Annotated in this window: 24 protein-coding genes and 1 tRNA gene; 19 read left to right on the plus strand and 6 right to left on the minus strand. The window is 58.0% G+C overall.

Features of this window, described 5'->3' with window-relative positions; all coding sequences use genetic code 11:
• Positions 1-78: 78 nt before the first annotated feature.
• The 10 genes from IAI51_RS20400 to IAI51_RS20445 all read left to right on the plus strand — a co-directional run bounded on the left by IAI51_RS20400 (position 79) and on the right by IAI51_RS20445 (position 9,170).
• A complete protein-coding gene (locus IAI51_RS20400; RefSeq protein WP_187680087.1) occupies positions 79-1,917 on the plus strand; it encodes a long-chain-acyl-CoA synthetase in 1,839 nt (612 codons plus the stop codon).
• A 97-nt stretch (positions 1,918-2,014) separates the two neighbouring features.
• Positions 2,015-2,533: an ankyrin repeat domain-containing protein gene (locus IAI51_RS20405; protein WP_187680088.1), complete on the plus strand. Its 519-nt coding sequence runs from the start codon at positions 2,015-2,017 to the stop codon at positions 2,531-2,533.
• A gap of 135 nt (positions 2,534-2,668) precedes the next feature.
• The gene (locus IAI51_RS20410) at positions 2,669-3,199 is read left to right on the plus strand and encodes a hypothetical protein (protein ID WP_187680089.1); all 531 of its coding nucleotides are present in this window, start codon (positions 2,669-2,671) and stop codon (positions 3,197-3,199) included.
• 71 nt (positions 3,200-3,270) lie between these two features.
• The gene (locus IAI51_RS20415) at positions 3,271-3,462 is read left to right on the plus strand and encodes a PLDc N-terminal domain-containing protein (RefSeq protein ID WP_016773784.1); all 192 of its coding nucleotides are present in this window, start codon (positions 3,271-3,273) and stop codon (positions 3,460-3,462) included.
• A gap of 178 nt (positions 3,463-3,640) precedes the next feature.
• Positions 3,641-4,516, plus strand: coding sequence for a polyamine aminopropyltransferase (speE, locus tag IAI51_RS20420; protein WP_187680090.1), 876 nt, complete (start codon positions 3,641-3,643; stop codon positions 4,514-4,516).
• A 205-nt stretch (positions 4,517-4,721) separates the two neighbouring features.
• Positions 4,722-4,955 carry a hypothetical protein gene (locus IAI51_RS20425; protein WP_187680091.1) on the plus strand — a complete coding sequence of 78 codons (234 nt, stop codon included), beginning with the start codon at positions 4,722-4,724 and terminating at the stop codon, positions 4,953-4,955.
• Between the two features lie 210 nt (positions 4,956-5,165).
• Positions 5,166-5,513 (plus strand): ribonuclease E inhibitor RraB, encoded by a 348-nt coding sequence (locus tag IAI51_RS20430; RefSeq protein WP_003223226.1) that lies wholly within the window; start codon positions 5,166-5,168, stop codon positions 5,511-5,513.
• A gap of 478 nt (positions 5,514-5,991) precedes the next feature.
• Positions 5,992-7,401: a circularly permuted type 2 ATP-grasp protein gene (locus IAI51_RS20435; RefSeq protein WP_187680092.1), complete on the plus strand. Its 1,410-nt coding sequence runs from the start codon at positions 5,992-5,994 to the stop codon at positions 7,399-7,401.
• 12 nt (positions 7,402-7,413) lie between these two features.
• Positions 7,414-8,364 carry an alpha-E domain-containing protein gene (locus IAI51_RS20440; RefSeq protein ID WP_007914063.1) on the plus strand — a complete coding sequence of 317 codons (951 nt, stop codon included), beginning with the start codon at positions 7,414-7,416 and terminating at the stop codon, positions 8,362-8,364.
• The gene (locus tag IAI51_RS20445) at positions 8,361-9,170 is read left to right on the plus strand and encodes a transglutaminase domain-containing protein (RefSeq protein ID WP_187680093.1); all 810 of its coding nucleotides are present in this window, start codon (positions 8,361-8,363) and stop codon (positions 9,168-9,170) included. The genes IAI51_RS20440 and IAI51_RS20445 overlap by 4 nt, the downstream gene beginning before the upstream one ends.
• A gap of 130 nt (positions 9,171-9,300) precedes the next feature.
• On the opposite strand, the gene IAI51_RS20450 is transcribed toward IAI51_RS20445, so the two are convergent.
• On the minus strand, positions 9,301-10,122 hold the full coding sequence (locus IAI51_RS20450; RefSeq protein ID WP_187680114.1) for a c-type cytochrome: 822 nt from the start codon (positions 10,120-10,122) through the stop codon (positions 9,301-9,303).
• 585 nt (positions 10,123-10,707) lie between these two features.
• Here IAI51_RS20450 and IAI51_RS20455 point away from each other — a divergent pair.
• The 3 genes from IAI51_RS20455 to IAI51_RS20465 all read left to right on the plus strand — a co-directional run bounded on the left by IAI51_RS20455 (position 10,708) and on the right by IAI51_RS20465 (position 14,905).
• Complete coding sequence (locus IAI51_RS20455; protein WP_187680094.1) at positions 10,708-11,913, plus strand: acetyl-CoA C-acetyltransferase; 1,206 nt, start codon at positions 10,708-10,710, stop codon at positions 11,911-11,913.
• Between the two features lie 24 nt (positions 11,914-11,937).
• Positions 11,938-14,082 carry a 3-hydroxyacyl-CoA dehydrogenase NAD-binding domain-containing protein gene (locus tag IAI51_RS20460; RefSeq protein WP_187680095.1) on the plus strand — a complete coding sequence of 715 codons (2,145 nt, stop codon included), beginning with the start codon at positions 11,938-11,940 and terminating at the stop codon, positions 14,080-14,082.
• Positions 14,083-14,176: 94 nt separating this feature from the next.
• Positions 14,177-14,905, plus strand: coding sequence for an amidotransferase (locus IAI51_RS20465; protein WP_187680096.1), 729 nt, complete (start codon positions 14,177-14,179; stop codon positions 14,903-14,905).
• A gap of 47 nt (positions 14,906-14,952) precedes the next feature.
• Here IAI51_RS20465 and IAI51_RS20470 read toward each other — a convergent pair whose 3' ends face one another.
• From IAI51_RS20470 to IAI51_RS20480, 3 genes are all read right to left on the minus strand, one after another.
• The gene (locus IAI51_RS20470) at positions 14,953-15,924 is read right to left on the minus strand and encodes a magnesium and cobalt transport protein CorA (protein WP_187680097.1); all 972 of its coding nucleotides are present in this window, start codon (positions 15,922-15,924) and stop codon (positions 14,953-14,955) included.
• A 134-nt stretch (positions 15,925-16,058) separates the two neighbouring features.
• Complete coding sequence (locus IAI51_RS20475; protein WP_187680098.1) at positions 16,059-16,781, minus strand: 1-acylglycerol-3-phosphate O-acyltransferase; 723 nt, start codon at positions 16,779-16,781, stop codon at positions 16,059-16,061.
• Positions 16,782-16,998: 217 nt separating this feature from the next.
• Positions 16,999-17,688, minus strand: coding sequence for a crotonase/enoyl-CoA hydratase family protein (locus IAI51_RS20480; RefSeq protein WP_187680099.1), 690 nt, complete (start codon positions 17,686-17,688; stop codon positions 16,999-17,001).
• 297 nt (positions 17,689-17,985) lie between these two features.
• Here IAI51_RS20480 and IAI51_RS20485 point away from each other — a divergent pair.
• The 6 genes from IAI51_RS20485 (at position 17,986) to IAI51_RS20510 (ending at position 20,476) form a co-directional block, all read left to right on the plus strand.
• A tRNA-Ser gene (locus IAI51_RS20485) sits at positions 17,986-18,075 on the plus strand.
• Between the two features lie 151 nt (positions 18,076-18,226).
• A complete protein-coding gene (locus tag IAI51_RS20490; protein WP_187680100.1) occupies positions 18,227-18,547 on the plus strand; it encodes a YbjQ family protein in 321 nt (106 codons plus the stop codon).
• 201 nt (positions 18,548-18,748) lie between these two features.
• Complete coding sequence (locus IAI51_RS20495; protein WP_187680101.1) at positions 18,749-18,937, plus strand: hypothetical protein; 189 nt, start codon at positions 18,749-18,751, stop codon at positions 18,935-18,937.
• A 329-nt stretch (positions 18,938-19,266) separates the two neighbouring features.
• Complete coding sequence (locus tag IAI51_RS20500; protein WP_187680102.1) at positions 19,267-19,638, plus strand: YMGG-like glycine zipper-containing protein; 372 nt, start codon at positions 19,267-19,269, stop codon at positions 19,636-19,638.
• Between the two features lie 134 nt (positions 19,639-19,772).
• Entirely contained in the window at positions 19,773-20,195 is a 423-nt protein-coding gene (locus tag IAI51_RS20505; protein ID WP_187680103.1) for a glycine zipper domain-containing protein, read from the plus strand.
• Positions 20,196-20,317: 122 nt separating this feature from the next.
• Positions 20,318-20,476 (plus strand): hypothetical protein, encoded by a 159-nt coding sequence (locus IAI51_RS20510; RefSeq protein WP_187680104.1) that lies wholly within the window; start codon positions 20,318-20,320, stop codon positions 20,474-20,476.
• A 113-nt stretch (positions 20,477-20,589) separates the two neighbouring features.
• Here the strand turns inward: IAI51_RS20510 and IAI51_RS20515 are convergent, their stop codons facing one another.
• Both IAI51_RS20515 and IAI51_RS20520 read right to left on the minus strand, forming a co-directional pair.
• Positions 20,590-20,976 (minus strand): hypothetical protein, encoded by a 387-nt coding sequence (locus tag IAI51_RS20515; protein ID WP_187680105.1) that lies wholly within the window; start codon positions 20,974-20,976, stop codon positions 20,590-20,592.
• Complete coding sequence (locus tag IAI51_RS20520; RefSeq protein WP_187680106.1) at positions 20,973-25,826, minus strand: RHS repeat-associated core domain-containing protein; 4,854 nt, start codon at positions 25,824-25,826, stop codon at positions 20,973-20,975. Before IAI51_RS20520 ends, IAI51_RS20515 begins: the two co-directional genes overlap by 4 nt.
• Positions 25,827-26,058: the final 232 nt, after the last annotated feature.

Genomic DNA, 26,058 nt, shown 5'->3' on the forward strand with positions numbered 1-26,058 from the left:
ACAAGATCGCCGGTTGCCTCACCCAGTCGCCCGACAATAAAAACACCGGCCAACGCCAAGGCCGAACGGGGAGCTTCCATGAGTCACGCGCCAAGCGACACGATTACCTGGGGCATGATGCTCCGCAAACTGCCGATGATTGCCAAAGCCATCCCTCGGGTGGTCAAAGGCATGAAGGTGGCCAACGTCACGGATCCGACTCAAAGCTGTGGCCTTGGCTGGACATTCGAACAAGCGACTCTGCGCAATCCTGATGGCCCGGCGTTATTGCAGGGCGATGTGTTGCTGACCTATGCGCAGGTCAACCAGTGGGCCAATCGTATCGCCCACTATCTGAACGGGCAGGGCATCGGCAAGGGCGACGTGGTGGCGGTATTCGTCGAAAATCGCCCGGAACTGCTGGTGACGATACTGGCGCTGGCCAAGGTCGGCGCTGTCAGCGCGCTGCTCAATACCTCGCAGACCCGCGACACACTGATCCACAGCGTGAACCTTGTTGCGCCGGTGGCGATCGTGGTCGGCGAAGAGTTGGTGCCCGCATTTGCTGCGGTGCGCGATCAGGTGTCGATTGCACCGCAGCGCACTTGGTTTGTCGCGGATCAGGACACCTATAGCCACCCGGGCATTGCGCCCGAGGGCTATGTCAATCTGATCAGCGCCAGTGCCGACGCCAGCAGCGATAATCCGTCGAGCAGCCAGCAAGTATTTTTCGATGACCCTTGTTTCTACATCTACACCTCCGGCACCACCGGACTGCCCAAGGCGGGGGTGTTCAAGCACGGCCGCTGGATGCGCAGTTCCGCCAGTTTCGGCATGATCGCACTGAATATGCGCCCGGACGACGTGGTTTATTGCACCTTGCCGCTGTACCACGCCACCGGCCTTTGCGTGTGCTGGGGCTCGGCGATCAATGGCGCATCGGGTTTTGCGATCCGCCGCAAATTCAGCGCGAGCCAGTTCTGGAGCGACGTACGCCGCTATCGCGCGACCACCATCGGCTACGTCGGCGAGTTGTGCCGCTATCTGGTCGATCAACCGGCCAGTGCCGATGACAACCGTCACAGCGTGCGCAAGATGATCGGCAACGGTTTGCGCCCGGGCGCCTGGGCGGAATTCAAGACACGGTTTGCGGTGGATCACATTTGCGAACTGTATGCGGCGAGCGACGGCAATATCGGCTTCACCAACATCCTCAACTTTGACAACACCATCGGCTTTTCCCTGATGGCCTGGGAGTTGGTCGCCTACGATCACGACAGCGGTGAGCCTCTCCGTGGCGATGACGGTTTCATGCGCAAGGTCGGCAAGGGCGAGCAGGGGTTGCTGCTGGCACGGATCGACGAGAAGGCACCGCTGGACGGTTACACCGATCCGCAGAAGACCGCCAAGGTCGTGCTGGATGATGTGTTTAACAAAGGCGACCGTTTCTTCAATACCGGTGACTTGCTGCGAAATATCGGCTTCGGTCATGCCCAGTTTGTTGATCGGCTTGGCGACACCTATCGCTGGAAGGGCGAAAACGTTTCGACCACAGAAGTCGAAAACCTTCTGCTACAGCATCCGCACATCTCCGAGGCGGTGGCGTATGGCGTGGAAATCTGCAACACCAACGGTCGCGCCGGGATGGCGGCGATAACCCCGGCTGAATCTCTTGCGACCCTGGATTTTGCGGAACTGCTGACCTTTGCAAGGCACCGCATGCCGGCCTACGCCGTACCGTTGTTTTTGCGGGTGAAGGTGAAAATGGAAACCACCGGCACCTTCAAATACCAGAAAACCCGGCTGAAAAAAGAAGGTTTCGACCCCGGCCAGACGGGCGATGACCCGATCTTCGCCTGGCTGCCCGGCACGCAGACCTATGTGCAGGTCACCGATGAAGTTTTGGCTGAAATTCATCAGGGCAAATACCGTTATTGATTGTGGCTATAGGCAATCTTGAGAAAAAGAGGGTGACAGCTATCGTCTTGCTCGGGAAAACTGTCGGCTTTCCGATTGACCGAAGTGGAGTTGCCTAATGTCCGACCAAAGCCGCCAGATGACCCCTGAAGAAGCTGCCGAATTTGCCGAGCAGGTTTTCAACAAGGCGCGTGAGGGGGATGCCGCGATGATGGCGGCGCTGCTGACTAAAGGGTTGCCACCGAATCTTCGCAATCACAAGGGCGACACATTGCTGATGCTCGCGGCTTACCACGGCCATGTGGAAACCGTGAAAGTTCTGCTGGAACACAAGGCCGACCCGGAAGTTCGCAACGACAATGGCCAAAGCCCGATTGCCGGTGCTGCTTTCAAAGGCGATCTGGCGGTAGTCTCGGCGCTGGTCGAGGGTGGCGCGCAGGTTGAAGGCTCGTCCTTCGATGGCCGCACTGCGCTGATGATGGCTGCGATGTTCAACCGTGTTGAAATCGTTGATTACCTCATCAGCAAGGGCGCCGACCCGAAAGCCAAGGATGCCAATGGTGTTTCCGCGCTGGACGCCGCGCGGACCATGGGCGCGGTCGATACCACCGCGCAGCTGGAAAAACTGCTGGGTTGATCAGGTCAAAAGATCGCAGCATTCGGCAGCGCCTGCACTGATCTTCTGTAGGCGCTGCCGAAGGCTGCGATCTTTTGCTTTTCTGCGCTATCCTTCGCGCCCTCAAAATCTACCCTCGCCATAGGATCCGCCCTTATGAAAGCCGCACTCGTCGAACTCATCAGCAAAATCAGTTCCGGCTGCATGGGCGAGGACGAGATCCTGAACGTGGCCGATGAAGCCGCTCAGGCCTACGCCGATGCCGACGCGTTTCTGGCCGCCAATCCGGACATCAACTATGACGACACGTTCCCGATGCCGCTGGGCGAATGGGTCGTCGTCGGCAGCCTGCCGGAAACCGTAATGTTTCAGGCCGACACCTACGTCGACCTGTTCGCGCAGATTGTTGCTTCGTTCGGCCCGGGCGTGGATTTCAACCTCAAGCCCAAGCAACTGGCCAAGACCGAAGCGTTGACCGCACTCAACCGTATCCAGGTGCAGATGAGCAGTCTGAGCAAGGAAAACGGCGGTTACACGCTGATGAACTTCAGTCAGTTGCTCGACGATGAACTGCAAGTGGTGCTGGTTTACGGCAACGATGTGCCACGGGTGCTGGAACTGTGCGCCGAGGTCGGCATCGCCGCCGCTCCGTCGCTGGAAGCGCTGAAGATCGCCGTTCACGTCTGAGCGTAATAAAAGGGAACCCTGCGCTGGCCCGTCTATCCTAAAAGTGCATGCCACTATTCTGGAGCGACACCATGGGTTCGACGTTTAACGGTCTGATCGGTCTGATCATTCTCGCCCTCGACATCTGGGCCATCATTAATGTGCTGAAAAGCGGCGCGTCCACCGGGATGAAAATCGTCTGGGTGCTGCTGATCATCCTCCTGCCGGTGCTGGGCCTGATCATCTGGGCAATCGCCGGGCCGCGGGGGAATGTCCGAATCTAGCCGCTACTTTCGAGAACAACTCGAAACCTGTGGTAGCTGGCAAGCCAGCTACCACATGGATTGTGCCAAGCCGATGGCGCGAGGTTCGACCTGTCATCTTCGGCAACGTAGAATGCGCGCCTTTCCCGGACAATCGTCGCCACGATTGGCGCCCGCGCATTCATCGGAGCACGTCACCATGACCGTCACCAAAACCAGTGAGTACCTGGAAACCCTCTACGAAGGCTACGGTCAGCGGTTTCGCATGGAAAAACTGCTGCACGAAGTGCGCACCGAACACCAGCATCTGGTGATCTTCCAGAACCCGCGAATGGGCCGGGTAATGGCGCTTGACGGCGTGATCCAGACTACCGAAGCCGACGAATTCATCTACCACGAAATGCTCACCCACGTGCCGATCCTCGCCCACGGCACCGCCAAGCGCGTGCTGATCATCGGCGGCGGTGACGGCGGCATGCTGCGTGAAGTGGCCAAGCACGGCAGTGTCGAGCACATCACCATGGTCGAGATCGACGGCACCGTGGTCGAAATGTGCAAGCAATTCCTGCCGAACCATTCCAAGGGCGCCTACGACGATCCGCGTCTGAACCTGGTGATCGATGACGGCATGCGTTTTGTGGCCACCACCACCGAGAAATTCGACGTGATCATCTCCGACTCCACTGACCCGATCGGCCCGGGCGAAGTGTTGTTCTCGGAAAATTTCTACCAGGCCTGCCACCGTTGCCTGAACGAAGGCGGCATCCTCGTGACTCAGAACGGCACGCCGTTCATGCAGATCGACGAAGTCAAAACCACTGCCGGCCGCCTGCGCAGCCTGTTTCCGGACTGGCATTTCTATCAGGCCGCTGTTCCGACCTATATCGGCGGCTCGATGACGTTCGCTTGGGGTTCGACCAACCCGGCCTACCGCAAGTTGAGCCGTGAAACCCTGCGACAGCGTTTCATCGGCAGCGGCATTGTCACTCGCTACTACAACCCGGAAATTCACATCGGTGCGTTTGCGCTGCCGCAGTACGTACTGCAGGCGATCAACAAGCCAGGTAACGACTGAAAATCACGTAAAACCGTGTAGGAGCTGCCGCAGGCTGCGATCTTTTGATCCTGTTTTTAAAGTCAAAAGATCGCAGCCTGCGGCAACTCCAACAGCGGATGTAACTTTTTTCATGTTCGCTCGCAGCAATCCTTTTGAACGATCAATCCGGCCAAAAGTCGAGATAGAGGTAAGCCCATTTGCGGGTTTGATCGAGGAGGCTCCGATGCAAAAGTGGAAAGTCACTTTCGTGAATGATCATGGTGAATCAGTCGACGAAGTCTTCGAGTGCGAGGAATGTCCGAATCACGAGCACGCCGCCAAACTCATCAAGGGACGGTTCCTGCCCGTCGCCGCCGAACTGGATCTCAACGATCTGGAAGGGCGTACGCCCGATGCGGCCGTCAAAAGCCTCAAAAACCAGAACAGCATAGAAATCCTCAGCATCACTCCCGTCTGAAATTTCCTGTCACTTCAATCACCAGGCCTTGGCAGCAGCTCTATCTTGGGGCTACTCTGCAAGCGAGATCAGCGAACGGATCGCTAAGGTCTGGTCTTGTCAGCTACATGCTTGTTTCCCGCGCGCAACCACGTTGCCGTAGTACTTTGGCCAGTAAGGCCCGGGGCGGGAATACGGAAAGTCTATCCATCTATCCGAGGGGGACGATTCATGAGCACAGCCTATCAAGAAGACATCAGCAGCAATGTACTGCGCCGCATGAAAGAAGGCGGTTTCGATTTTTCCCGATTCCATCCCATCGAGTTTTACGCCATTTTCCCGGACGAGGAGCGGGCGCGCAGGGCGGCAGGCAAGTTTCGCGGTGAATCCATCAATGCCCAGGTCAGTGCGCGCGACGACGGCGCGTGGTCTCTGGAATTGAGCAAAGTTATGTACGCGACCTATGACGATATCGGCGATTTCGAGCAGGGCTTTTCGGCGGTGGTCGAGCCCTTGGGTGGAATCATCGAAGGCTGGGGCGTCAAGCAGGAGGTGCGTAACCGCTACCGTTTGAACTGATCTCTGGTAATCAACGCAAGCAACGGCTGACCTTCGGGTTGGCCGTTGTCGTTTTCGGCTTGCTTGAATGCCCGTGGCAAAACCCTGAAACAAGAATCCGAGGCAAAAAAAAGCCACCGGAGAGGGTGGCTAAAAGGGAAGACCGATAAGGAGAGGAAACCGGTCAGGGTTAAGGCTTTGAGGGCCGCAAAGGCAATCCGGATCGATTGGGCTGAAGGCTTCATCGGGGGAAGTTTTTTCAGCGGATGCGCGGATTATCCGCAGCCAGCCGCGAGCAGTGAAATCAACTCTGACTATGCTGGTGATAGGCGACAGCACTGCGTCGCAATGAGGCGGGGGCAATCAGGTTGGGGCATTTGTCGCACAGGAATGGTGCGGCGTCTGTGGCGTGATTATCCAACCGATTGAAATCAAAGCGTTTATGCCGATGGCACGGGCCTTGCGATGGTCTGGATGTCCGGGTGACAAGGAGTACGGCATGATCCGCACCTATTTTGATGAGATGTACGATGCCGGCGGCCAGGTCCGCCCGCATTACCGGGAGTTTGCCCGGTGGTTGGCTGACACGCCTGACGAGCTGTTGGCCCAGCGGCGCCGCGAGGCCGATCTGCTGTTCCATCGTGCCGGCATCACGTTCACGCTCTACGGGGACGAGCAGGGCACAGAGCGCCTGATTCCTTTCGACACCATTCCGCGCAGCATTCCCGCCAGTGAGTGGCGGATTGTCGAGCGCGGCTGCATCCAGCGGGTCAAGGCGTTGAACATGTTCCTCGCCGACCTCTATCACGAGCAGCGCATCATCAAGGCCGGGATTATTCCCGCCGAACAGGTGCTGGCCAACGAGCAGTATCAGTTGGCGATGCAAGGGCTGGATCTGCACCGCGATATCTATTCGCACATCTCCGGCGTCGATCTGGTGCGCGACGGCGACGGCACCTATTACGTGCTCGAAGACAACCTGCGCACACCGAGCGGCGTGAGCTATATGCTTGAAGACCGCAAGATGATGATGCGTCTGTTCCCGGAGTTGTTTTCCGCCCAGCGTATCGCGCCTATCGATCATTATCCGAACCTGCTGCTCGACACGCTGAAAAGCTCAAGCCCGATTGACGATCCGAGCGTGGTGGTACTGACGCCGGGACGCTTCAACAGTGCGTTCTTCGAGCACGCCTTTCTGGCTCGAGAAATGGGCGTCGAACTGGTGGAAGGTGCGGATCTGTTTGTGCGCGATGACAAGGTCTTCATGCGCACCACCGATGGCCCGAAAGCGGTGGACGTGATCTACCGCCGCCTCGACGACGCGTTCCTCGATCCGCTGGCGTTCAATCCGGATTCGATGCTTGGCGTACCGGGCCTGCTGTCGTCCTATCGCTCCGGCAATGTGGTGCTGGCCAACGCCATCGGCACGGGCGTGGCGGATGACAAATCGGTGTATCCGTTTGTCACCGACATGATCCGTTTCTACCTCGATGAAGAACCGATCCTGAAGAACGTACCGACCTGGCAGTGTCGCAATCCGTCTGAACTTTCCCATGTGCTGGCCAATCTTCCGGATCTGGTGGTCAAGGAAACCCAGGGTTCCGGTGGTTACGGGATGCTGGTGGGGCCTGCTGCGACAACCGCGGAAATCGATTCCTTCCGCGAGCGCATCAAGGCCAAGCCCCACGCGTACATCGCGCAACCGACGCTGTCGCTGTCGACCTGCCCGACCTTTGTCGAAAACGGCATTGCGCCGCGCCATATCGACTTGCGGCCATTTGTCTTGTCCGGTCGCGAAACCCGGGTTGTGCCCGGTGGTTTGACCCGTGTCGCCCTGCGCGAAGGCTCTCTGGTGGTGAATTCTTCCCAGGGTGGCGGAACCAAGGACACCTGGGTGGTCGAGGATTGAAGGAAGCTTGCCATGTTAAGTAGAACTGCCTCGGATCTGTATTGGATGTCGCGTTACCTGGAGCGGGCGGAAAACCTCGCGCGGATGCTCGACATCAGTTATTCGCTGTCGCTGATGCCGCAAGACGGTCGCGGTGACGGTTTGCACGAACTGGCCATGCCGCTGCTGATTACCGGCACCCTGGATGATTACCTCGAGCGTCACGGTGCTTTGCATGCCGAACGCCTGCTGCATTTCTTCGCCCTCGATGCCGCCAATCCGGCGAGCATCTATAGCTGCCTCGGCGCGGCGCGGGCCAGCGCGCACGCGGTGCGCGGGCGCATCACCGCAGACATGTGGGAAAACATCAACGCAACGTGGCTGGAAATTCGCGGGATCGCCGAACAGGGCCTGAGCCGCTATGGCATGAGCCGCTTCTGTGAATGGATCAAGGAGCGTTCGCACCTGTTTCGTGGCGCGTCCTACGGCACGATCATGCGTAACGATGCGTTTCGCTTTATTCGCCTGGGGACGTTCATCGAGCGCGCCGACAACACGTTGCGACTGCTCGACGCGCGTTACGAGATGGCTGGCGATCAGGCCGAAGCCGTCAGTGACGGGACGGCCCACGCGTATTACCAGTGGAGTGCGTTGCTGCGAGCGTTGTCGTCGTTCGAGGCCTATACCGAAATCTATCGCGATGCGCCCGGCGCCCGACATGTCGCCGAGCTGCTGTTGTTGCGCGCGGATGTACCACGATCCCTGCGTGCCTGCACCGAAGAAATCGACCAGATCCTTGCCCAGTTGCCAGGCGCCAACGGTCGTCCCGCGCAACGTCTGGCGGCCGAAATGGACGCACGTTTGCGCTACACCGGCATCAACGAAATTCTTGAGGAAGGCCTGCACGCCTGGCTGACCGAGTTCATCCCATTGGTGCGCCAGTTGGGCAACGCCATTCACAGTTCCTACCTGGAGGCTGCATGAGACTTTCCATTAGCCACGAGACCACCTATCACTACGAAGATCAGGTGCGGGCGAGCATCCAGTACTTGCGACTGACCCCCCACGACAGCGAGCGGCAGCATGTGCTGAGCTGGCAGCTCGACCTGCCGCGCCCGGTGCGCGCGCAACTCGATCCGTTCGGCAACATCCTGCACGTGCTAACCATGGACGAGCCGCACGAAGCGATCATCATCGGTGCTCGTGGTCAGGTCGACATCGACGAATTGCGTGAGGCCGAGCATGAAAGCCAGTCGGCGTTGCCGTTTCTGCGGTTCACCCGGTTGACCGAGGCGGATGAGGCGCTACGCGTGTTCGCGGCAAAATCCTGCAAGCAGCGTCGCGACCGCACCGCACTGATCGATTTGATGCACGGCCTGAATCAGCACATGACCTACACGCCGGGTTCCACCGAAGTCGACACCAGCGCTGCCGAGGCTTTCGCCGGGCGCTCGGGCGTTTGTCAGGATCACACCCACGCGTTTCTGGCCTGCGCGCGCAGCCTGGGGATTCCGTCGCGGTATGTGTCGGGGTATCTGTACAGCGAGGATTGCGAACACCTGGCCAGCCATGCCTGGGCGGAAGCGTGGCTGGATGACGCCTGGTACAGTTTTGACGTGACCAATGAACTGGCGCGGCCGGAGCGGCACCTGAAACTGGCGGTCGGTCTGGATTACCTCGATGCCTGCCCGGTGCGCGGCATGCGCCGGGGTGGTGGGTGTGAGCAGATGCATGCGAAGGTGTTTGTGTCGCCGATGCCGGTGCCGGTGATCTCTGTGCAGCAGCAATAAGATTCGAGATGCCGCAATCGCTGGCAAGCCAGCTCCCACAGGATATCCGCTGATTTGAAGTCGGCGCATACCCTGTGGGAGCTGGCTTGCCAGCGATGAGGCCAGTGATAACACCGAAGAACTCGAATGATCAGGGCTTAACCTTGCGCCCGGCCATGTGCTGCAAATACCCGATCAACATCTGCAAATCTCCATCCGGCAGCACATCCGCAGAAAAGCCCGGCATCTTCGCCTGCGGCCACTGGCGCAAACTCTGCGGATCACGAATGTAGCGCTTGAGGAAATCTGCACCGAAATACTCGGTCGGGTTATACGGAATATTCAGATCCGGCCCGAACTGCGCATCCCCTGCGCCGTTCAAGCGATGACACGCGAGGCAGTTTTTCTGAAACAGCGCAAAACCCTGAATGACCGGGTCATTGGCCTTTAACGCAGGATCTGGCCGGAGGGCAGGAAAACGCTCGGCCACCGGCGCCATGCGCTTGATGCTGGCGACTTGAAACGGCCATTGTTCCGGGCTGATATTCCCTGCTTGCGGATCGGTCCACACCAGATAAAACGGCCCGGCGCTGTGTTTGCCCTCTGACAACGGCGGCCAGGGTTTGGCCGGGTCCTCGATGGCCAGCCAGGCCCGCGCGCCTTTCTGATTGAGCAACGGCGCAGCGGCAAGCTCGGCGGCAAAGCCATCCAGTGCGACCGCTTGCAGATGATCCTCAGGTTTGATGCCGGTCAGCAACGCCGCGACGGGCAAGGCGCGATAGGTCATGTCCTTCTTGTAGGACACGTCGCTTTTTACCGTGAGCGTTTGTACCTGAGGATGCTTGAGCAGCTCCTCGGTCTTCCAGGTGCGGCTATTTGCGCCCAACTGCAGATCCAGTTGCGCGGCAGACAAGGGCATGCTCAGCAGCATGGCCCCAAACACAATGAGCGCTTTCAAATGATCGCCGTCCATGTCGTGGAAGTGCGCAAAGGTTGGCACAGCCACTCTGGCCCGGGTAGCGGGCCAGTCACATTTTTAGTGGCGAATTACAGCACCTGCCGCTTGAACTCAGCCGATGACCTTGGTCAGGTTCGGCAAAATCAACAACAGCGTCGTGGCGAAAAGAATGAGTCCTGCTTGACGAACTTTCGGTTGTTTGAACATGGCTTGACCGCCTTTATTGTTATTTCCTGATGCTTGCTTGCATATCCATGACGGCAAGCGCTGCACTTCCTGTTGAATGACGCCTGCCTCGGCAAAACCCGACGGCCATGACGTACATGTCTTACCTTAGGGCCCGCGTCACGCTTGGCTTAGATCCATTTCATATGTACTTGCTGCTGAGTGTGATTAAAAAGGCATGAGGCGTATTGCCAGCTTCTTTGCCGCCCGCTTGCTAGACAACTCGCCGACCTGAACCGGTTCACCCAATCGCCGATGACCGTCCGTCTGAGCGTGCGCGTCAATGTCATTGAGCGCTGTGGTCATTGAATCCGTGACCGTCGGGGACAACAGTGACAGTACGAAATTCACTCACCGCGCAGGTTCGAGGACGTCATGACCCAAGCTTTGATTTTCGACGCGTTACGCACGCCCCGTGGCAAAGGCAAGGCCGACGGCTCCTTGCACAGTGTCAAACCGGTAAATCTGGTGGCAGGTCTGTTGACCGCGCTGCAAGAGCGCACCTCACTGGATACCAGCCAGGTCGATGACGTTGTGCTCGGCTGCGTTACGCCGATTGGCGATCAAGGCTCGGACATCGCCAAAACCGCCGTGCAAGTGGCCGATTGGGACGTTAGCGTGGCAGGTGTGCAGATCAACCGGTTCTGCGCTTCAGGAATGGAAGCGGTCAACCTCGGTGCCATGAAGGTGCGCTCGGGTTTCGAAGACTTGGTGGTGGTCGGCGGCGTCGAGTCGATGTCGCGGGTGCCGATGGGCAGCGATGGCGGCGCCTGGGCGCTGGACCCCCAGACCAATCTGCACAGTCACTTCACGCCACAGGGTGTGGGGGCGGATTTGATCGCCACCCTGGAAGGCTTCAGCCGCCAGGACGTCGATGCCTACGCGCTGTACTCACAACAGAAAGCCGCGCGGGCGAGGGCCGATGGCTCGTTCAACAAATCGTTGGTGCCGGTGCAGGATCAAAACGGCATCATCTTGCTCGATCACGATGAGTTCATTCGCGCCGAATCGACGCTGGAAGGGCTGGGCAAGCTCAAGCCGAGTTTCGAAATGATCGGTCAAATGGGTTTCGACGCGACCGCGCTGCGTGTTTACAGCCATGTCGAGCGAATCAATCACGTGCACACACCGGGAAACAGTTCCGGAATCGTCGATGGCGCGGCGTTGATGCTGATCGGCTCCGAAGCCAAGGGGCGGGCGCTGGGCTTGCAGCCTCGGGCGCGCATTGTCGCCACGGCGGTCACCAGCACCGATCCGACCATCATGCTCACCGGCCCGGCGCCGGCCACTCGCAAAGCGCTGGCGAAGGCTGGCTTGCGTGTGGAAGACATCGACCTGTTCGAGGTCAACGAAGCGTTTGCCTCAGTAGTACTGAAATTCATCAAAGACATGGCGGTTGACCCGGACAAGGTCAACGTCAACGGCGGTTCCATCGCCATGGGCCACCCGCTGGGCGCCACCGGTTGCGCGATCCTCGGCACCTTGCTCGATGAACTTGAAGCCCGGCGTCTGCGCTACGGCCTGGCGACGCTGTGTGTCGGCGGCGGCATGGGCATTGCCACCATCATCGAACGTCTCTGAGTCCCGAATTCAAGGAACCCTGTTATGAGCGAAGCCATTCGTTACGAAAAAGGCCAGGACGCGATCGTCGTTTTGACCATCGACATGCCGGGCCAGAGCGCCAACACCATGAACGCGGTCTACCGTGAGGCCATGGCCGCCTGCGTCGCCCGACTTGTCGCGGAAAAAGACAGCATTGCCGGGGTCATCATCACGTCGGCGAAGAAAACTTTTTTTGCCGGCGGCGACCTCAATGAGTTGATCAAGGTTGGCAAGCCCGAAGCCAAAGCCTTTTATGACATGGTGCTGACCCTCAAAGGGCAACTGCGCACTCTGGAAACTTTAGGTAAACCGGTGGTCGCGGCCATCAACGGTGCGGCACTGGGCGGTGGTTGGGAAATCTGTCTTGCCTGTCATCACCGGATAGCGTTGGACGATGCGTCCGTGCAGCTCGGTCTGCCGGAAGTGACTCTCGGTTTGTTGCCGGGCGGCGGCGGGGTGGTGCGCATGGTGCGTATGCTTGGCATCGAGAAGGCGCTGCCTTATCTGCTCGAAGGCAAAAAGGTTCGTCCGCAACAGGCGTTACAGGCCGGTTTGATCGATGCGCTGGCGACGGATCGGGATGAACTGCTCGCCAAGGCTCGCGCGTGGATCGTTGCCAATCCGACGGCGGTGCAGCGTTGGGACGTGAAGGGGTATCAGATCCCGGGCGGTACGCCGTCGAATCCGAAAGTCGCACAGATGCTGGCGATAGCGCCGTCGATCCTGCGCACCAAAACCCAAGGCACGCTGCCGGCACCGGAGAAGATTCTGTGTGCGGCGGTGGAGGGCGCTCAGGTCGATTTCGACACCGCGCACCTGATTGAAACCCGCTACTTCACAGAGTTGACCACCGGCCAGATCTCCAAAAACCTGATCGGCACGTTCTGGTTTCAGCTCAACGAGATCAATGCTGGTGGCTCACGGCCGCAGGGCTTTGCGCCTTATAAAACGCAGAAAGTCGGCGTACTCGGCGCCGGCATGATGGGCGCGGGGATCGCTTTTGTCAGTGCCTCGGCCGGCATCGAAGTGGTGCTCAAGGACATCAACCTCGCTGCCGCCGAGAAGGGCAAGGCCCATTCGGCAGCGCTGCTCGACAAGAAAGTAGCCCGTGGGCAAATGACTGCTGAACAGCGCGAAGCGGTGTTGGTGCGAATTCATCCGACTGAAACCGATACCGATCTGGCCGGTTGCGATTTGATCATTGAAGCGGTGTTTGAGGATCGCGAACTGAAAGCCAAAGTCTCGGCGGCCGCGCAGGAAATTGTCGGCGCCGACACTGTAATTGCCTCCAACACCTCGACCTTGCCGATCAGCGGGCTGGCGACTGCCGTACCCGATCAGAGCAAATTCATCGGCCTTCATTTCTTCAGCCCGGTCGAGAAAATGCCGCTGGTGGAAATCATCAAAGGCGCTCAGACCAGCGAGGAAACCCTGGCGCGGGGTTTCGATTTCGTTCTGCAAATCAAGAAAACCCCGATTGTGGTCAACGACAGTCGCGGCTTTTTCACTTCGAGGGTATTCGGTACCTTCACCAATGAAGGCATCGCCATGCTCGGCGAGGGCGTGAGCGCACCGATGATCGAGACCGAAGCGCGCAAAGCCGGGATGCCGGTCGGGCCTCTGGCGATCTCTGACGAAGTTTCCCTCAGCCTGATGAGCCATATCCGCAAGCAAACGGCCAAAGACCTGCAAGCGGAAGAGAAACCGCTGATAGATCATCCGGCGTTCGCCGTGATTGACTTGTTGCTCAATGAATACAAGCGTCCCGGCAAGGCCGCTGGTGGCGGTTTCTATGAATACCCGGCTGGTAGCCAGAAGCATTTGTGGCCCGAGCTGAAGACTCGCTTCGAGAAGGCTGACGGGCAAATTTCGCCGAAGGATGTGCGCGATCGCCTGCTGTTCGTGCAAGCCATAGAAACCGTGCGCTGCGTGGAGGAGGGTGTCCTGACTTCGACGGCGGACGCCAACGTCGGATCGATCTTCGGCATCGGCTTCGCTGCTTGGACCGGCGGTGCCCTGCAGTTCATCAATCAATACGGGGTGAAGGATTTTGTCGCCCGTGCGCAGTATCTGGCCGAACAATATGGCGATCGGTTCGCGCCACCGGCCCTGTTACTGGAAAAAGCGGCGAAAGGGGAGCTGTTCTAAAGGGTGGGAAGCCAATCCGGGGCTTGCCTTGCCAGGGTGTTTCAAGGCAGGCTCTGGGGTGTTCATTATTCCCATCACGTGTCAGGTATTTTTTATGTCGCTACGCATCTGCATTCTGGAAACCGACATCCTGCGTCCGGAACTGGTCGATCAATATCAGGGTTACGGGCAGATGTTTCAGCGCCTGTTCTCGCAGCAGCCGATTGCCGCCGAGTTCACCGTCTACAACGTGATGCAGGGCGAATACCCGAGCGATGATCAGACTTTCGACGCGTACCTGGTCACCGGCAGCAAGGCCGATTCGTTTGGCACCGATCCGTGGATCCAGACCCTCAAGGACTATCTGTTGACTCGTTACGAGCGAGGCGACAAGTTGCTTGGCGTGTGTTTCGGTCATCAACTGCTGGCGCTGCTCCTCGGTGGCAAGAGCGAACGCGCCACGCAAGGTTGGGGCGTCGGCACTCACAACTACAAACTGGCGGCCAAGGCGCCGTGGATGAGCCCGGTGCGTGAAGAATTGACGTTGCTTATCAGCCACCAGGATCAGGTGACTGCGCTACCGGAAAACGCCACGGTGATTGCTTCCAGCGATTTCTGCCCGTTTGCGGCTTACCACATCAACGACCAGGTGCTGTGCTTCCAGGGGCATCCTGAGTTTATTCACGACTATTCCCGTGCGCTGCTGGATCTGCGTCAGGAAGCGTTGGGCACGCAGATCTATAGCAAAGGCTTGGCCAGCCTGGAGCAAGAGCATCATGGCGCTACGGTGGCGGAGTGGATGATGCGCTTTGTGGCGCACAAGCCTGAAGCTAAAGCTGTTTAAAGTCTGATGCGGAATTTGTGATGAGGGAGCAATCCCTCACCACAGAATTACAACCACCCTGACTTCTTGAAACTCGCCCACAAACTCACACACCCCACCGTAATAAACCCCAGCACGGCAAAATAGCCGTAGTGCCAGCTCAACTCCGGCATGTTCTGGAAGTTCATTCCGTAAATCCCCGCTACCGCGGTCGGAAACGCCAGAATCGCCGCCCATGCCGCAAACTTGCGCTGCACCACGCTCTGCCGTGACGCTTCCAGCAACACTCCGATCTCGATGGTCTGGCTGGCAATGTCGGCCAGTGTCGTCAGGTCTTCCATCTGCCGAGTGACGTGAATCTGCACATCGCGAAAGTACGGGCGCATGTTCTTGTCGATGAACGGGAAACTCAGCTTCTGCAGTTCCTCGCTGATTTCCACCATAGGGGCTGCGTAACGGCGCAGGCGCACCACATCACGGCGCAGGCCATGGAGTTTCTGTACGTCACGTTCATTCAACGCACTGCACAACACGTTGCGTTCCAGTTCATCGATCTCGGCATGGATCGCTTCGCCTACTGGCTGATAGTTCTCGATGACGAAATCGAGCAACGCATAGAGTACGAAATCTTCCCCATGCTCCAGCAACAGTGGACGTGCCTCACAACGTTGGCGGACATGGGCGTAGGACGCCGAGTGGCCGTTACGCGCCGTGATGATGTAACCCTTGCCGGCGAAGATGTGGGTCTCGATAAACTGCAGAACCCCGTGTTCGCGAATCGGCGAGTAGGTAACGATAAACAAAGCGTCGCCAAAGGTTTCCAGCTTCGGCCGGCTGTGTTTTTCCAGAGCATCTTCGATCGCCAGTTCATGCAGGTTGAACTGACGTTGCAGGTTGGCCAGTTCCTGAGCGTCTGGCTCTTCGAGACCGATCCACACAAAGTGCCCGGTTTTGGCGGCCCAGGCCGCGCCCTCATCGATGGCAATATTGGTGACTTTCTTACCCGCGCTGTACACCGCAGCGGCAACAACTCGACCCATGGTGGTGGTTCACTTCTTCTTGGCAGATGGCAGGGGATACAAGGCATCAGCTTAGCCGTGTCGCTGCTTCAGAGTCAGTGAAATCTGCACAGTTCACTCGGCAAAAGAAAACCCGCACAAGGCGGGTTTGCTTTTCAGGCAGCTTGCAGTTGCCGATCCATCGACTCGATGCACTCGCGCATCTGCTCGCGGCACTGGCTGATGAGCATCGGCATGTCATCCATGGTCAGTCCTACAGTAGGAATTGCCGGGAGTGAACGTATGAGAATTTTCCCGCTGCGCCAGCGGTTCAGGCGCATATGTTTGACGTAACTGCTGACACACACGGGAACGATCGGCACGCCAGCGGCAATTGCCATCTGGAATGCCCCTTTCTTGAACGGCAGCAGCTCTTCACCGAGATTGCGCGTACCTTCCGGGAATACCCAGATCGACGTATCTTCGTTTTGCAAGGTATTGGTCGTGGTGAGCATCGACTGACGCGCCTTTTGCGCATTCCCACGATCGATCAACACGTTGCCCGCCAGCCAGAACAGTTGCCCGAACAGCGGTACCCACTTCAGGCTTTTTTTGCCAATACAGACGGTGCGGCGCGGCACCACATTACCGAACACGAACAGATCATAGTTGGACTGATGGTTGGCGATGATCACGCAACTGTCGGGTTTGTTCATCAAACCGCTGACATCGGATTTCACCCGCAGACGCAAAATGCACATGGCCGGCAGCGCGTAGAGGCGGGCGCACAGACGACTGTTGTCCGGATTGAATGGACGGCACAACCCGAGAATCACCCCAAGCATGCCAGCCAGAATAAAGTGCAGGCCCATCAACAACATACGAAACACAAACAGCATTTTCAGGCCCCACCGGGACAAAAGGTGGCGCAGTGTACGGATGTGCACTGTTTTCGGCAATTGCTGCTATAGAGTCCGGAGATAGCCGATGTTTAAGCGCATGTTTCAAGCTTGGTTGTCAGACCCGTCCTAGAGCTGCAACGGTATTTTCAACCAGGTGCGTAAGAAAAAGCCCGACACGACGGTCGGGTTTTTCTTGATCGCTGGAACCGGGTGCTTACCCCAGATGTTCCTGATCCTGAATGATCGCGTTATCCAAGGTTTCCAGCAGCGCCTTGCGCACCTTCAATTTGGTGTTCTTGTGCGCCGTCATGTTGATCTTCTTCAACTGCCGTGCGGCGGCCAAGGCAGCACCTTGCAGCTCCTCGGCGGAAACCACCTTATCGAGGAAGCCAGCATCCACAGCGCTTTGCGGATCGAACATCTCGCCGTTGATCACTGAACGGTGGAAAGCCGAACGACGCAGACGATCACGGGCCAGCTCGATACCGGCGTGGTGCATGGTCATACCGATCTGCACTTCATTCAGACCAATGCTGAACGGGCCGTCGACGCCGATTCGGTAATCGGCGGACAGAAGAATGAATGCACCTTTGGCCACGGCATGGCCCGGGCACGCGACGATCACCGGGAACGGGTGAGAGAGTAGACGGCGAGCCAGCGTCGAACCGGCAGTCACCAGTGCCACCGCTTCTTTAGGGCCGGCAGTCATCACTTTCAGGTCATAGCCACCGGACAGAATCCCTGGCTGACCGGTAATGATCACGATGGCACGATCAGTCACCGCCTTATCCAGCGCCGCGTTGAACGCTGCAATCACGTCCGGGGAAATGGCATTGACCTTGCCATTGCTCAAGGTCAGGGTCGCGATACCGTCTTCGAGGTGGTAAGAAATCAACTCACTCATGACGCTATTCCTTTAAGAAAGATGGGCAGACGTTACCCACCACCGCAGGCCAGGTAAAGCACCGTGACTGACCCGTCGGTCACCCTTTATCGGCTCATGCCCCGCAGACTGCTATCTGTCTCCTATATAGAAGGGGGGGCGTGCCCACCGGAGATTGGCCGGTTTGCCATGGCCTGCTGGCGGGGAAAACAGTTTTTTCTCTTAAGCGTATGAAAATTCTGAAAAAAAGTTTGCCATCGGAAAAGCTTTCGACTACATTAGCGCGCCTCGACAGACAGAACATGTTTGAAGAGATACGGTGAAGTGTCCGAGTGGCTTAAGGAGCACGCCTGGAAAGTGTGTATACAGGAAACTGTATCGAGAGTTCGAATCTCTCCTTCACCGCCATATTCGATTACACAAAACCCCTGATTTCGAAAGAAGTCAGGGGTTTTGTGGTTTCTGGCGTCTGGATTATGTTGGGTGTCTGCTGAAATCGGCTTGATCCTCGATTGAATTACAATCGCGGTTTTTATCTGCCTGAAAAAGGACTGTTTCCATGATCATCTCCACCACTCAAGCCATCGAAGGCCGTCAGATCACCGCCTATCTGGACATTGTCAGTGCCGAATCGGTGCAGGGCGTCAATGTGATCCGCGACATGTTTGCCGGCATGCGTGATTTTTTTGGTGGGCGCTCTCAGACGCTGGAGCGGGCGCTGAAGGAGGCGCGTATCCAGGCGACTGAGGAGATCAAGGAGCGAGCGCGAGCCTTGCAGGCGGACGCTGTGGTTGGGGTGGATTTCGAGATCAGTATGCCGGCCGGCAAGGGCGGTATGGTTGTGGTGTTCGTGACAGGTACTGCGGTGAAGTTGCGCTGATTATTGGACGGAACGTTGGGATTTGTGGATCTCGACGTTTTGACTTGTTGCCATCCGGTCTTTTGTAGGCCATTCGTCGGGCGTCAGCGTTTCTGAATAACAAGTCCAGGAATGACCGGCTAGTCTCAAAAGTACTGAAGGTCGATATTTTTTCAGGCAAAGAGCTTTGCCGGTGTTGACCCGTTTCGAAGGGGAGAAGGTATGACTGATCCGTATATCGAAGACGATGGCGCTGAATTTTCCTTCAACAACTGCGTGCGATGTGGCCAGACCGAGTACCAGTCGGGCTTTGGTGAGGATCCGGTGCAGACCGGCAAGATCAAGTCCACGGTACCTAAAGGGCCGAAGGCGAAGTTTTTACCCAGGATCGCGACCCGCGCCCGCAAGTAAGTCTTGCAACCTACAACCCCGTCAATGAGCGGGGTTTTTTGTGCCTGGCGCAACCAATCGGAAAAAATTCCTACGCGCGTAGTTTGGATGTAAACGCTTTTCACAAACTTTTCACGTCTGCCAAAGTAGGGTGAAGCCATCCGTTAGAAAGCAAGTCTCCAGCCCGTCTCCCCAGCGGGCTTTTTTTTGCCTGTCATAAAACCTTTTCCAGAATCGCTGTCCAATCGGCGCCGAGTGCGCGCAGTTCACTCATGTTGTCTGGACTTTTGCGCTCCGGCGGCATTAAACCCCGGCCCTTTTTGTCATACCCATTTTTTGAGGTTTTTGTCATGCGTTTAACATTGCCTGCTCTGGTTCTGGGCCTTCTCGTTGCTCAAGGTGCGATGGCTGCCGGTGACGGCACCGCTGCGCTGGGCGGTGGTCTGGGTGGCGCGCTGGGTAACGTTGTCGGCCAGAAAATGGGCGGCAGCACCGGTGCTGCGATTGGTGCCGGCGTCGCCGGCGCCGCGGGCAGTGCAGTGGCGGCACGCAAAGGCAGCCGGACCAAAGCGGCCATCGGCGGTGGTGTCGGCGCTGTCGGCGGTTCGGTGATCGGCAACAGCCTCGGCGGCAAGAATGGCGCTACTATTGGCGCGGGCCTGGGCGGTGCAGCCGGCGGCGCGGTTGGCAGCAATCTGTCCAAAGGGCACAAGCGTCACTGAGATTGATTGCAGGTCAGAAAAGTCCGGCTCGATGTCGGGCTTTGCGTTGGTGAACGTTTTACCCGTAATCTTCTCCAATAACACATAAGCCCTGCATGGGCAGCCTGTCCCGGCTCGGGAACTGTGAGGTTCATATGCGTTTGTCATTATCTGCACTGTTTTTCGGATTGCTGGTGGCTCAAGGCGCAATGGCTGCCGGTGATGGTTCGGCCGCCGTTGGTGGTGGGCTGGGCGGTGTGCTGGGCAATGTGGTCGGCGGACAGCTCGGTGGCAGCACAGGTGCTGCTGTCGGTGCCGGTGTGGGTGGCGCGGCGGGCAGCGCCGTCGGTGCGAATAAAAACAATCGCACGGAAGCCGCCATTGGCGGTGGCCTTGGCGCTGCGGGCGGCTCAGTGATCGGTAACAGCCTGGGCGGTTCGACCGGTTCGGCTGTCGGTGCAGGATTGGGTGGTGCCGCGGGCGGTGCGCTCGGCAACAACCTGGGTGACGATGGCGGGAAGTCTCATTCCGGTGGTGGCCATAAGCATAAGAACAAGCATAAAAACAAACATCATTGATTGACGATTAAACAGAAACCCGGCCGTGTGCCGGGTTTTTCGTTTCTGCAGGTTCGACTCGGGAACGATTGGCAGCAGGGCCTTTCGAACGTCATACACTCCCCGACATCATGAGGTTTGCCATGACTCCCGAAACCGAAGGCAAGGAAGAAAAAGGCTCGAGTGGGCTGCCGTTTATCAATGATCCGGGGAATGAGGATCCGGGGTCGTTGATGGATGATGCGACGGTGCCGCTGATTGATTCGGATGATGAGTTTGATGAGGAGGAAGATGAGCAGTGAGGAAATTTCTGGTTTGGTCTTTGGTGTCGTTTGCGGTATGAAACCTCTATTTCTCAGGGGCCTGTCGGTGCAGGCCCTGTGAGTGTTAAGTCAAATTGTGTGGTCCTTACAAACTAAAAAGACTTTAACCATGAACGATAGAAGGCCTTTTGATCCTCTATGTTGTTTGTTAGATTTCTGTCCTCGTAATCGAAAATTCGGACAATATCTTCCTCTTCTGTGGGTCGTCCTTCACGGAGTTCGTACGCAACAAGTCCGCAGGACATTTGTGAGCTCATACCCGATGGATAAACGTTTATTTTAGAGCCCTTACATAAAAACGTAACTCCCGGAAATTCTGATCTCAGCGCACCGAAACAGCCAAACATGTCGTAAGACGTATAGATTTTTTTTAGGCCATCTTTTCTTGTAAAAGTTAGTGCCCTATTCCTTCTGTCACATTCAATAAGAGCTGCTTCCAGCCCCTGAGCTGTTTTAATCTGGATTTCTATCGGTTTCATTGTTTGCTCCTGTTTGGGTTGAGCACTGAATAACCTTTATAGCTGCCATCTTCGTAGACTGGCGTGGCTCCTACTATATCTTGACTTTTAATGCCCCCTGGAACTGCAATTTCTACTTCACGTCGATGGGGTGAAAGGGCACCAAGTTCTTTGTTTACGTCAATCCCTTTAACGTTCTTCAGGACATATATATAGCCGTCGGCAATGCCGTAGCCCGTTGCAAATTTTGTTGCCTGTTTTTCTGAAAAAGAAGTACTCACGTACCAGCTAGGAGGAATTTTATTATCCAAAGCATGCAGGAAAAGATCTTTACTATCGCCCCACGGTTCAAACCCAACATCGAAAATTTCCCATGGTTCTCGATCATCACCGCGGTACAAATAATGGTTTTCTTGTATTGGGGCTGGAGTTGCAGGTGCCCCTTCCTCTACACCAACGTTGCTAAAAGTGTCGACTTCACGTGAAGGTTTTCCGCAATTGTCCCCACCCGGACAATCACTTAGCCCCAACGGATCCACCCACCCCGTTGGATTCGGCACGTACTGGTACTGATTCAACCCACCCGCCAACTTGATCGGGTCCGGCGTCAGATACCGGCCCAGCCGTGGGTCGTAATACCGATGCCGGTTGTAATGCAGTCCACTCTCAGCGTCGAAATACTGCCCCTGAAACCGCAGCGGCTGGTCGAGGTATTCCTCGGCGGCGAGGGTCAGCGCGGCGACTTTGCCGTAGGCGTCGTATTGCGCCGACCAGACGATTTCGCCGCTGTAGTCGGTGAGTTCCTGTGGGGTGCCGAGGTGGTCGAGTTGGTAATAGAACGGGCAGGCGCGTTTCGGGCCTTTGCCGTCGAGCAGGGCCAGCGGGCGGAAGGTGCCGGGTTCGTAGACGTAGCTGCGGTGATGGGTTTGGCTGCTTTCGGCAACGAGGTGATCGCCTTGCCAGAAGAACTCGGTGGTGGCGCCGTCGACGGTTTTGCTGATGCGCCGGTTGAAGGCGTCGTAGCGGTAACTGGCGGTTTTGCCGTCGGGGCGGGTCAGGCCGATGAGGCGGTGTTGGCAGTCGTAGCGGTATTCGGTGACGAGTTTCTGCGCGGTGCCGCGGCGTTCGCGGATCAGGTTGCCGAAGGCGTCGTATTCGTAGTGGCGGTCGCCCTGCATCAGCAGGCGGTTGCCTTTGATCTGCGTCGGGCCGGGGCGATCCTGCATCAGCAGGTTGCCCGCCGGATCGTGGGCGAAGGATTCCGGCAGTTCGTCGCGCGAGTGGCGCACGCGAATCAAACGGTCGAGAGCGTCATAGCCGTAGGTGCGTTGGCCGTGGCGTGTGTCGGCGATGTGCTCGAGATTACCGTTGGCGCTGTAGGCATAGTCGCGGCGATACAGCGAATCGTGCTGATGGCCTACGGCGTGGGCGAGTAAACGGCCTTGATCGTCATAGGTATATTCGCTGAGCAGCAGGCCTTGCTGGCGTTGTTGCTCGCGTCCTGACTGATAGACGTGGCGGGTCAGTGACGCGCCGTTGAGGTCGATGGCTCTGAGCGCACCACCCTTGGCGTGGTGGTAATCGAGTTTGCTGTTGTCCGGCAGGCGCATGCGTTTGAGCTGGCCGCAGGCGTCGTAGGTGTAACGCAGGGTGCCCCAGCCCTGATGCTCGGTGATCAGGCGGTCTTGCAGGTCGTATTCGAAGGCCAGCGGATGTTTCTGGCCGTCGTCGACACCGACCAAACGACCGAGGCGGTCATAGCGGTATTCGACCTTGATCCCGTCGGGCAGGGTTTTGACCAGCAGGCGGCCGGCGACATCGCGCTCGTATCCGGTGACCAACGTCGAGCCGTCGTCGCCGAACTCGGTCTTTTCCAGCAGATGACCGTTGAGGTCATAGGCGTAAGCCGTGCGGCGGCCGTCGAAGCCGGTTTCCTGTCGGATCAGTCCGGTCGGCGTGTAGTCCAGTCGGTACTTTTCGCCGGATTCGTTTTCGATTTCCGTCAGCAGCAACTGCGCATGGTCGTAGCGGTATTGCACCCGCGTACCGTCGGGGTTGATCCGCCGGGAGACCAGATGCAGGTCGTCGTCATACTCGTAACGGGTGATGCGGCCGAGTTCGTCGCGTTCGGCGGTGACCTGGTGGTAAGCGCCGTAGCTGTAGGCGCGCGTCGCGCCTGTAGGAAACGTCGTCTGCACCAGACGGCCCACGGCGTCACAGTGCTGACGCGTGAGCGCACCGTGTTCGTCCTGAGTCGTGCTCCGTCGCCCCAGCGCATCGTAGGAAAAGCGCCGCACACCGCCATCGGGCAGGGTTTCTTCAACCAACTGGCCGAGAGCGTTCCAGACCAGCACATGCCGACTGGTGTCCGGATAGCGGATCGACAGCAACTGCCCACGCGCATCGTAGTGGTAATGCGTGACCTGCCCGTCGGGATCAACCGCTTCGGTAACATCACCCTGGGCATTGCGCCGGTACGTCCACACCGCCTCGCCGCGCGAACGGCTGTGCAGGAAACCGTTGCGGTATTCGTAGGACGTCGGCTCGTCGTCCGGTGGAAGCAGCGCAATCAGGCGTCCGACGTCGTCGTATCGGTATTCGGTGACGGCGCCGAGGGGATCCTGCTCGGCGATCAAACGCCCCGCGTCGTCGTAGGCCTTGAGGTGCTCGCCACCGTCGGCCTCGACCTTGCGCACCAGCCGCGCACGGTCGTCGTGCACGTAGGTTTCTTCAGTGCCATCGACGTAATGCACCGCCACGCTGCCGTTGTCATCCCAGACGTAACGCGTGTCCATCTGCGAGAACGACGCCCAGTGCCGCACGCAGCGCGCCGATTTTCCGGCCCGTTCCCACTCCCAGAAGAAACTCGCCCCACCGGTCAGCTGACGCTGGAGGATGACGTGCTGATCGTCGTAGTCGTAACGCTCGCTGTCGCCAACGGCGTTACACGCTTCGATCAGGTGTTGATAAGCGTCGTAGCGGTAACTGACGAGGGTTTGTTCGGCGTGCCAGTCACCATCACAAAACGTTTGGTAATCGACGGCCACCAAATGCTGGCGGTCGTAGCGCAGTAATAGCGATCGACCCGCCCCGTTATCCAGCCGCTCAATACGATCCTGACGATCCCGAGAGATGCGCAGACGGTTGCCATACCCATCACTGACCGCCGTCAGCCGCCCGGCCCGAAAGTGATAAAACCGCGCCGTGTCCCCCGCCAGCGCAAGAATCAGTTCCTCCGGCTCATCCCCGAGAAAAATCGCCGCCCGCGACAGACTGTTGTGAATCGCCGGCCGCTCGACACTCGGCAACGGAAACCGCGTGCGCCGGTTCTCATGGTCGACCCAAACAACAAAATCGCCGTCGAACTCCAGCCGATGCGCCAGCGAATGGCTCCAGCCAAACCCCAAGCCGACATCGATTTCGGCGGCACTGGTGCGATACAAGCGGGTGAACTCAAACGGCAGTAATCCATCGAGCGTGCCGTCAGTCAGGGTCAGCAGTTCCTCACCGGTAACCATCGACACCGGGCAGCCGTTGGTGCAGGTGCTCGGCACACAGTCGGCGCTGTCGCCGTTGGGGTTTTTCGCTTGATCGGAGGCGTCATCGCGTGGCTCATGGCGCTCCATCCGGCTCATGCCATGCGACTTGTCCCGTGCGAGAGGCGCCGGGTTCGGCACCGTCAACACCAAGGAATCCGCCTGACGAATGTTCAGCGGTATCGACGGCGTCGGTTTCAACTCAACGTCACGCACATTGAGCATCAGTGGTTTCAGTGCGCTTGCGTGCTTGCTCAGTTCGGGCGCAGAGCTCAGTTCCGCCAAGCGCAACGCCGAAGCCGCCAGCCATTCCCGTGCGCGTGGCGATTTGATCTTCGCCAGCACTTTGCTGCTCAACCGCAGTGGCACGCCGACGCCGCCCGATACCCGCATCAACAGAAAGCTGATCAACAGTTCGACACGAACCTCGGCTACCACCTCCGCGAGGTACTGCGGTGGCAGCATCTTCAACCAACTGGTGAAGGCCGCCAGATGAATAAACAGCAGCGGCTCGTCGCTGAGGATCAACAAACCGTTGGCAATGGCTTCGCTGGAGGCTTGCAGCAGAGCGTCCAGTTCGACCTCGGTCAGGTACTCCAGCAACTTTTCGCTGTTGACCTGCAAGTCGGCGAGCAGGGCGAACAGTTGCTTGATGTCATCCCAGACACCGTGCAGGGCCTTCTCGAATCCGCGCCAATCCGCCTGTTGCAATTGGCCGTAACGGTCGAGAAATCCGGCACTGGAGAACTCTGTCCACAGTGGCTGAAATCCGTCCCACTCCTGGCGCAACCAGACTTCCAGCCCGTCGAGCATGCCTTGATAAGAGGCATACAGCGCTTGCACATGCTGGCTGGAAACATCGGGAAAGAAGGTGATGCGATAACGCTGGCCCCGGTCGCAGTCGGTCACCTCCAGAATGCCGCTCGGTCCGATTTCATAGTGCTGCGGGGCGCCGAAGGTCAGAACGCCGCCGACATCGGACATCAACGGTTCTAGCGTCAGTGGGGTGTTGCCGATGGGGACGAAGCGCGCAGCCTCGAACATGTGCACCAGGGTCAACGGGCCGCTGGCGGGGCACATGAATACGGATGAACTGATGGGTTTACGGCTTTTGACCGGCGCACTGAGGTGAACGTCGTTGCCGACTCTGAACACCTGCTCGATGTCCAGCATCGACCCCGTCCAGAATTGTTCGGCCCAGGCGTCGTAGTTGTTCAGGCACAGGCGAAACTCCCGAATCAACGTTTCGAAGTCCGGGTGTTCTGGATTCAGGGCGGCAACCACCAGCAGGCCGATGCTGTTGTTCAAGGCCAGAAGCCGATCGGTTTGGAACATTCGCAGGCACTCGCGCACGTCAAAAGAGGTGCGCGGACTTTGCGGGGGATCAAAAAGTAAAGAAGTCGGGCAAGTAGGGGATGTATGTAGGATTTTTCGCTAAATACTCGGGAGTCGTTCAGCGCCCCAGCGGACATTGCCCGTTGCTCAATGCCCGTTGCGCTCGTTATGCTGCTGAACCCATTAATCAGGTCCAAGCAGCGGCGCTATTCGCCGCCCGGGATGTCTTTGA

This window comes from Pseudomonas sp. N40(2020), assembly GCF_014472415.1.
Taxonomy (GTDB): Bacteria; Pseudomonadota; Gammaproteobacteria; order Pseudomonadales; family Pseudomonadaceae; genus Aquipseudomonas.

Bases quoted from the DNA above. Each gene is read 5' to 3' on its own strand.
- IAI51_RS20430 (WP_003223226.1), top strand. From the start codon at position 5,166: ATGAGCACAGCCTATCAAGAAGACATCAGCAGCAATGTACTGCGCCGC.
- IAI51_RS20455 (WP_187680094.1), top strand. From the start codon at position 10,708: ATGACCCAAGCTTTGATTTTCGACGCGTTACGCACGCCCCGTGGCAAA.
- IAI51_RS20500 (WP_187680102.1), top strand. From the start codon at position 19,267: ATGCGTTTAACATTGCCTGCTCTGGTTCTGGGCCTTCTCGTTGCTCAA.
- IAI51_RS20460 (WP_187680095.1), top strand. From the start codon at position 11,938: ATGAGCGAAGCCATTCGTTACGAAAAAGGCCAGGACGCGATCGTCGTT.
- IAI51_RS20410 (WP_187680089.1), top strand. From the start codon at position 2,669: ATGAAAGCCGCACTCGTCGAACTCATCAGCAAAATCAGTTCCGGCTGC.
- IAI51_RS20515 (WP_187680105.1), bottom strand. From the start codon at position 20,976: ATGAAACCGATAGAAATCCAGATTAAAACAGCTCAGGGGCTGGAAGCA.
- IAI51_RS20475 (WP_187680098.1), bottom strand. From the start codon at position 16,781: ATGCTGTTTGTGTTTCGTATGTTGTTGATGGGCCTGCACTTTATTCTG.
- IAI51_RS20425 (WP_187680091.1), top strand. From the start codon at position 4,722: ATGCAAAAGTGGAAAGTCACTTTCGTGAATGATCATGGTGAATCAGTC.
- IAI51_RS20440 (WP_007914063.1), top strand. From the start codon at position 7,414: ATGTTAAGTAGAACTGCCTCGGATCTGTATTGGATGTCGCGTTACCTG.
- IAI51_RS20510 (WP_187680104.1), top strand. From the start codon at position 20,318: ATGACTCCCGAAACCGAAGGCAAGGAAGAAAAAGGCTCGAGTGGGCTG.
- IAI51_RS20435 (WP_187680092.1), top strand. From the start codon at position 5,992: ATGATCCGCACCTATTTTGATGAGATGTACGATGCCGGCGGCCAGGTC.
- IAI51_RS20470 (WP_187680097.1), bottom strand. From the start codon at position 15,924: ATGGGTCGAGTTGTTGCCGCTGCGGTGTACAGCGCGGGTAAGAAAGTC.
- IAI51_RS20520 (WP_187680106.1), bottom strand. From the start codon at position 25,826: ATGTTCCAAACCGATCGGCTTCTGGCCTTGAACAACAGCATCGGCCTG.
- speE (WP_187680090.1), top strand. From the start codon at position 3,641: ATGACCGTCACCAAAACCAGTGAGTACCTGGAAACCCTCTACGAAGGC.
- IAI51_RS20495 (WP_187680101.1), top strand. From the start codon at position 18,749: ATGACTGATCCGTATATCGAAGACGATGGCGCTGAATTTTCCTTCAAC.
- IAI51_RS20465 (WP_187680096.1), top strand. From the start codon at position 14,177: ATGTCGCTACGCATCTGCATTCTGGAAACCGACATCCTGCGTCCGGAA.
- IAI51_RS20450 (WP_187680114.1), bottom strand. From the start codon at position 10,122: ATGGACGGCGATCATTTGAAAGCGCTCATTGTGTTTGGGGCCATGCTG.
- IAI51_RS20415 (WP_016773784.1), top strand. From the start codon at position 3,271: ATGGGTTCGACGTTTAACGGTCTGATCGGTCTGATCATTCTCGCCCTC.
- IAI51_RS20400 (WP_187680087.1), top strand. From the start codon at position 79: ATGAGTCACGCGCCAAGCGACACGATTACCTGGGGCATGATGCTCCGC.
- IAI51_RS20505 (WP_187680103.1), top strand. From the start codon at position 19,773: ATGCGTTTGTCATTATCTGCACTGTTTTTCGGATTGCTGGTGGCTCAA.
- IAI51_RS20445 (WP_187680093.1), top strand. From the start codon at position 8,361: ATGAGACTTTCCATTAGCCACGAGACCACCTATCACTACGAAGATCAG.
- IAI51_RS20480 (WP_187680099.1), bottom strand. From the start codon at position 17,688: ATGAGTGAGTTGATTTCTTACCACCTCGAAGACGGTATCGCGACCCTG.
- IAI51_RS20405 (WP_187680088.1), top strand. From the start codon at position 2,015: ATGTCCGACCAAAGCCGCCAGATGACCCCTGAAGAAGCTGCCGAATTT.
- IAI51_RS20490 (WP_187680100.1), top strand. From the start codon at position 18,227: ATGATCATCTCCACCACTCAAGCCATCGAAGGCCGTCAGATCACCGCC.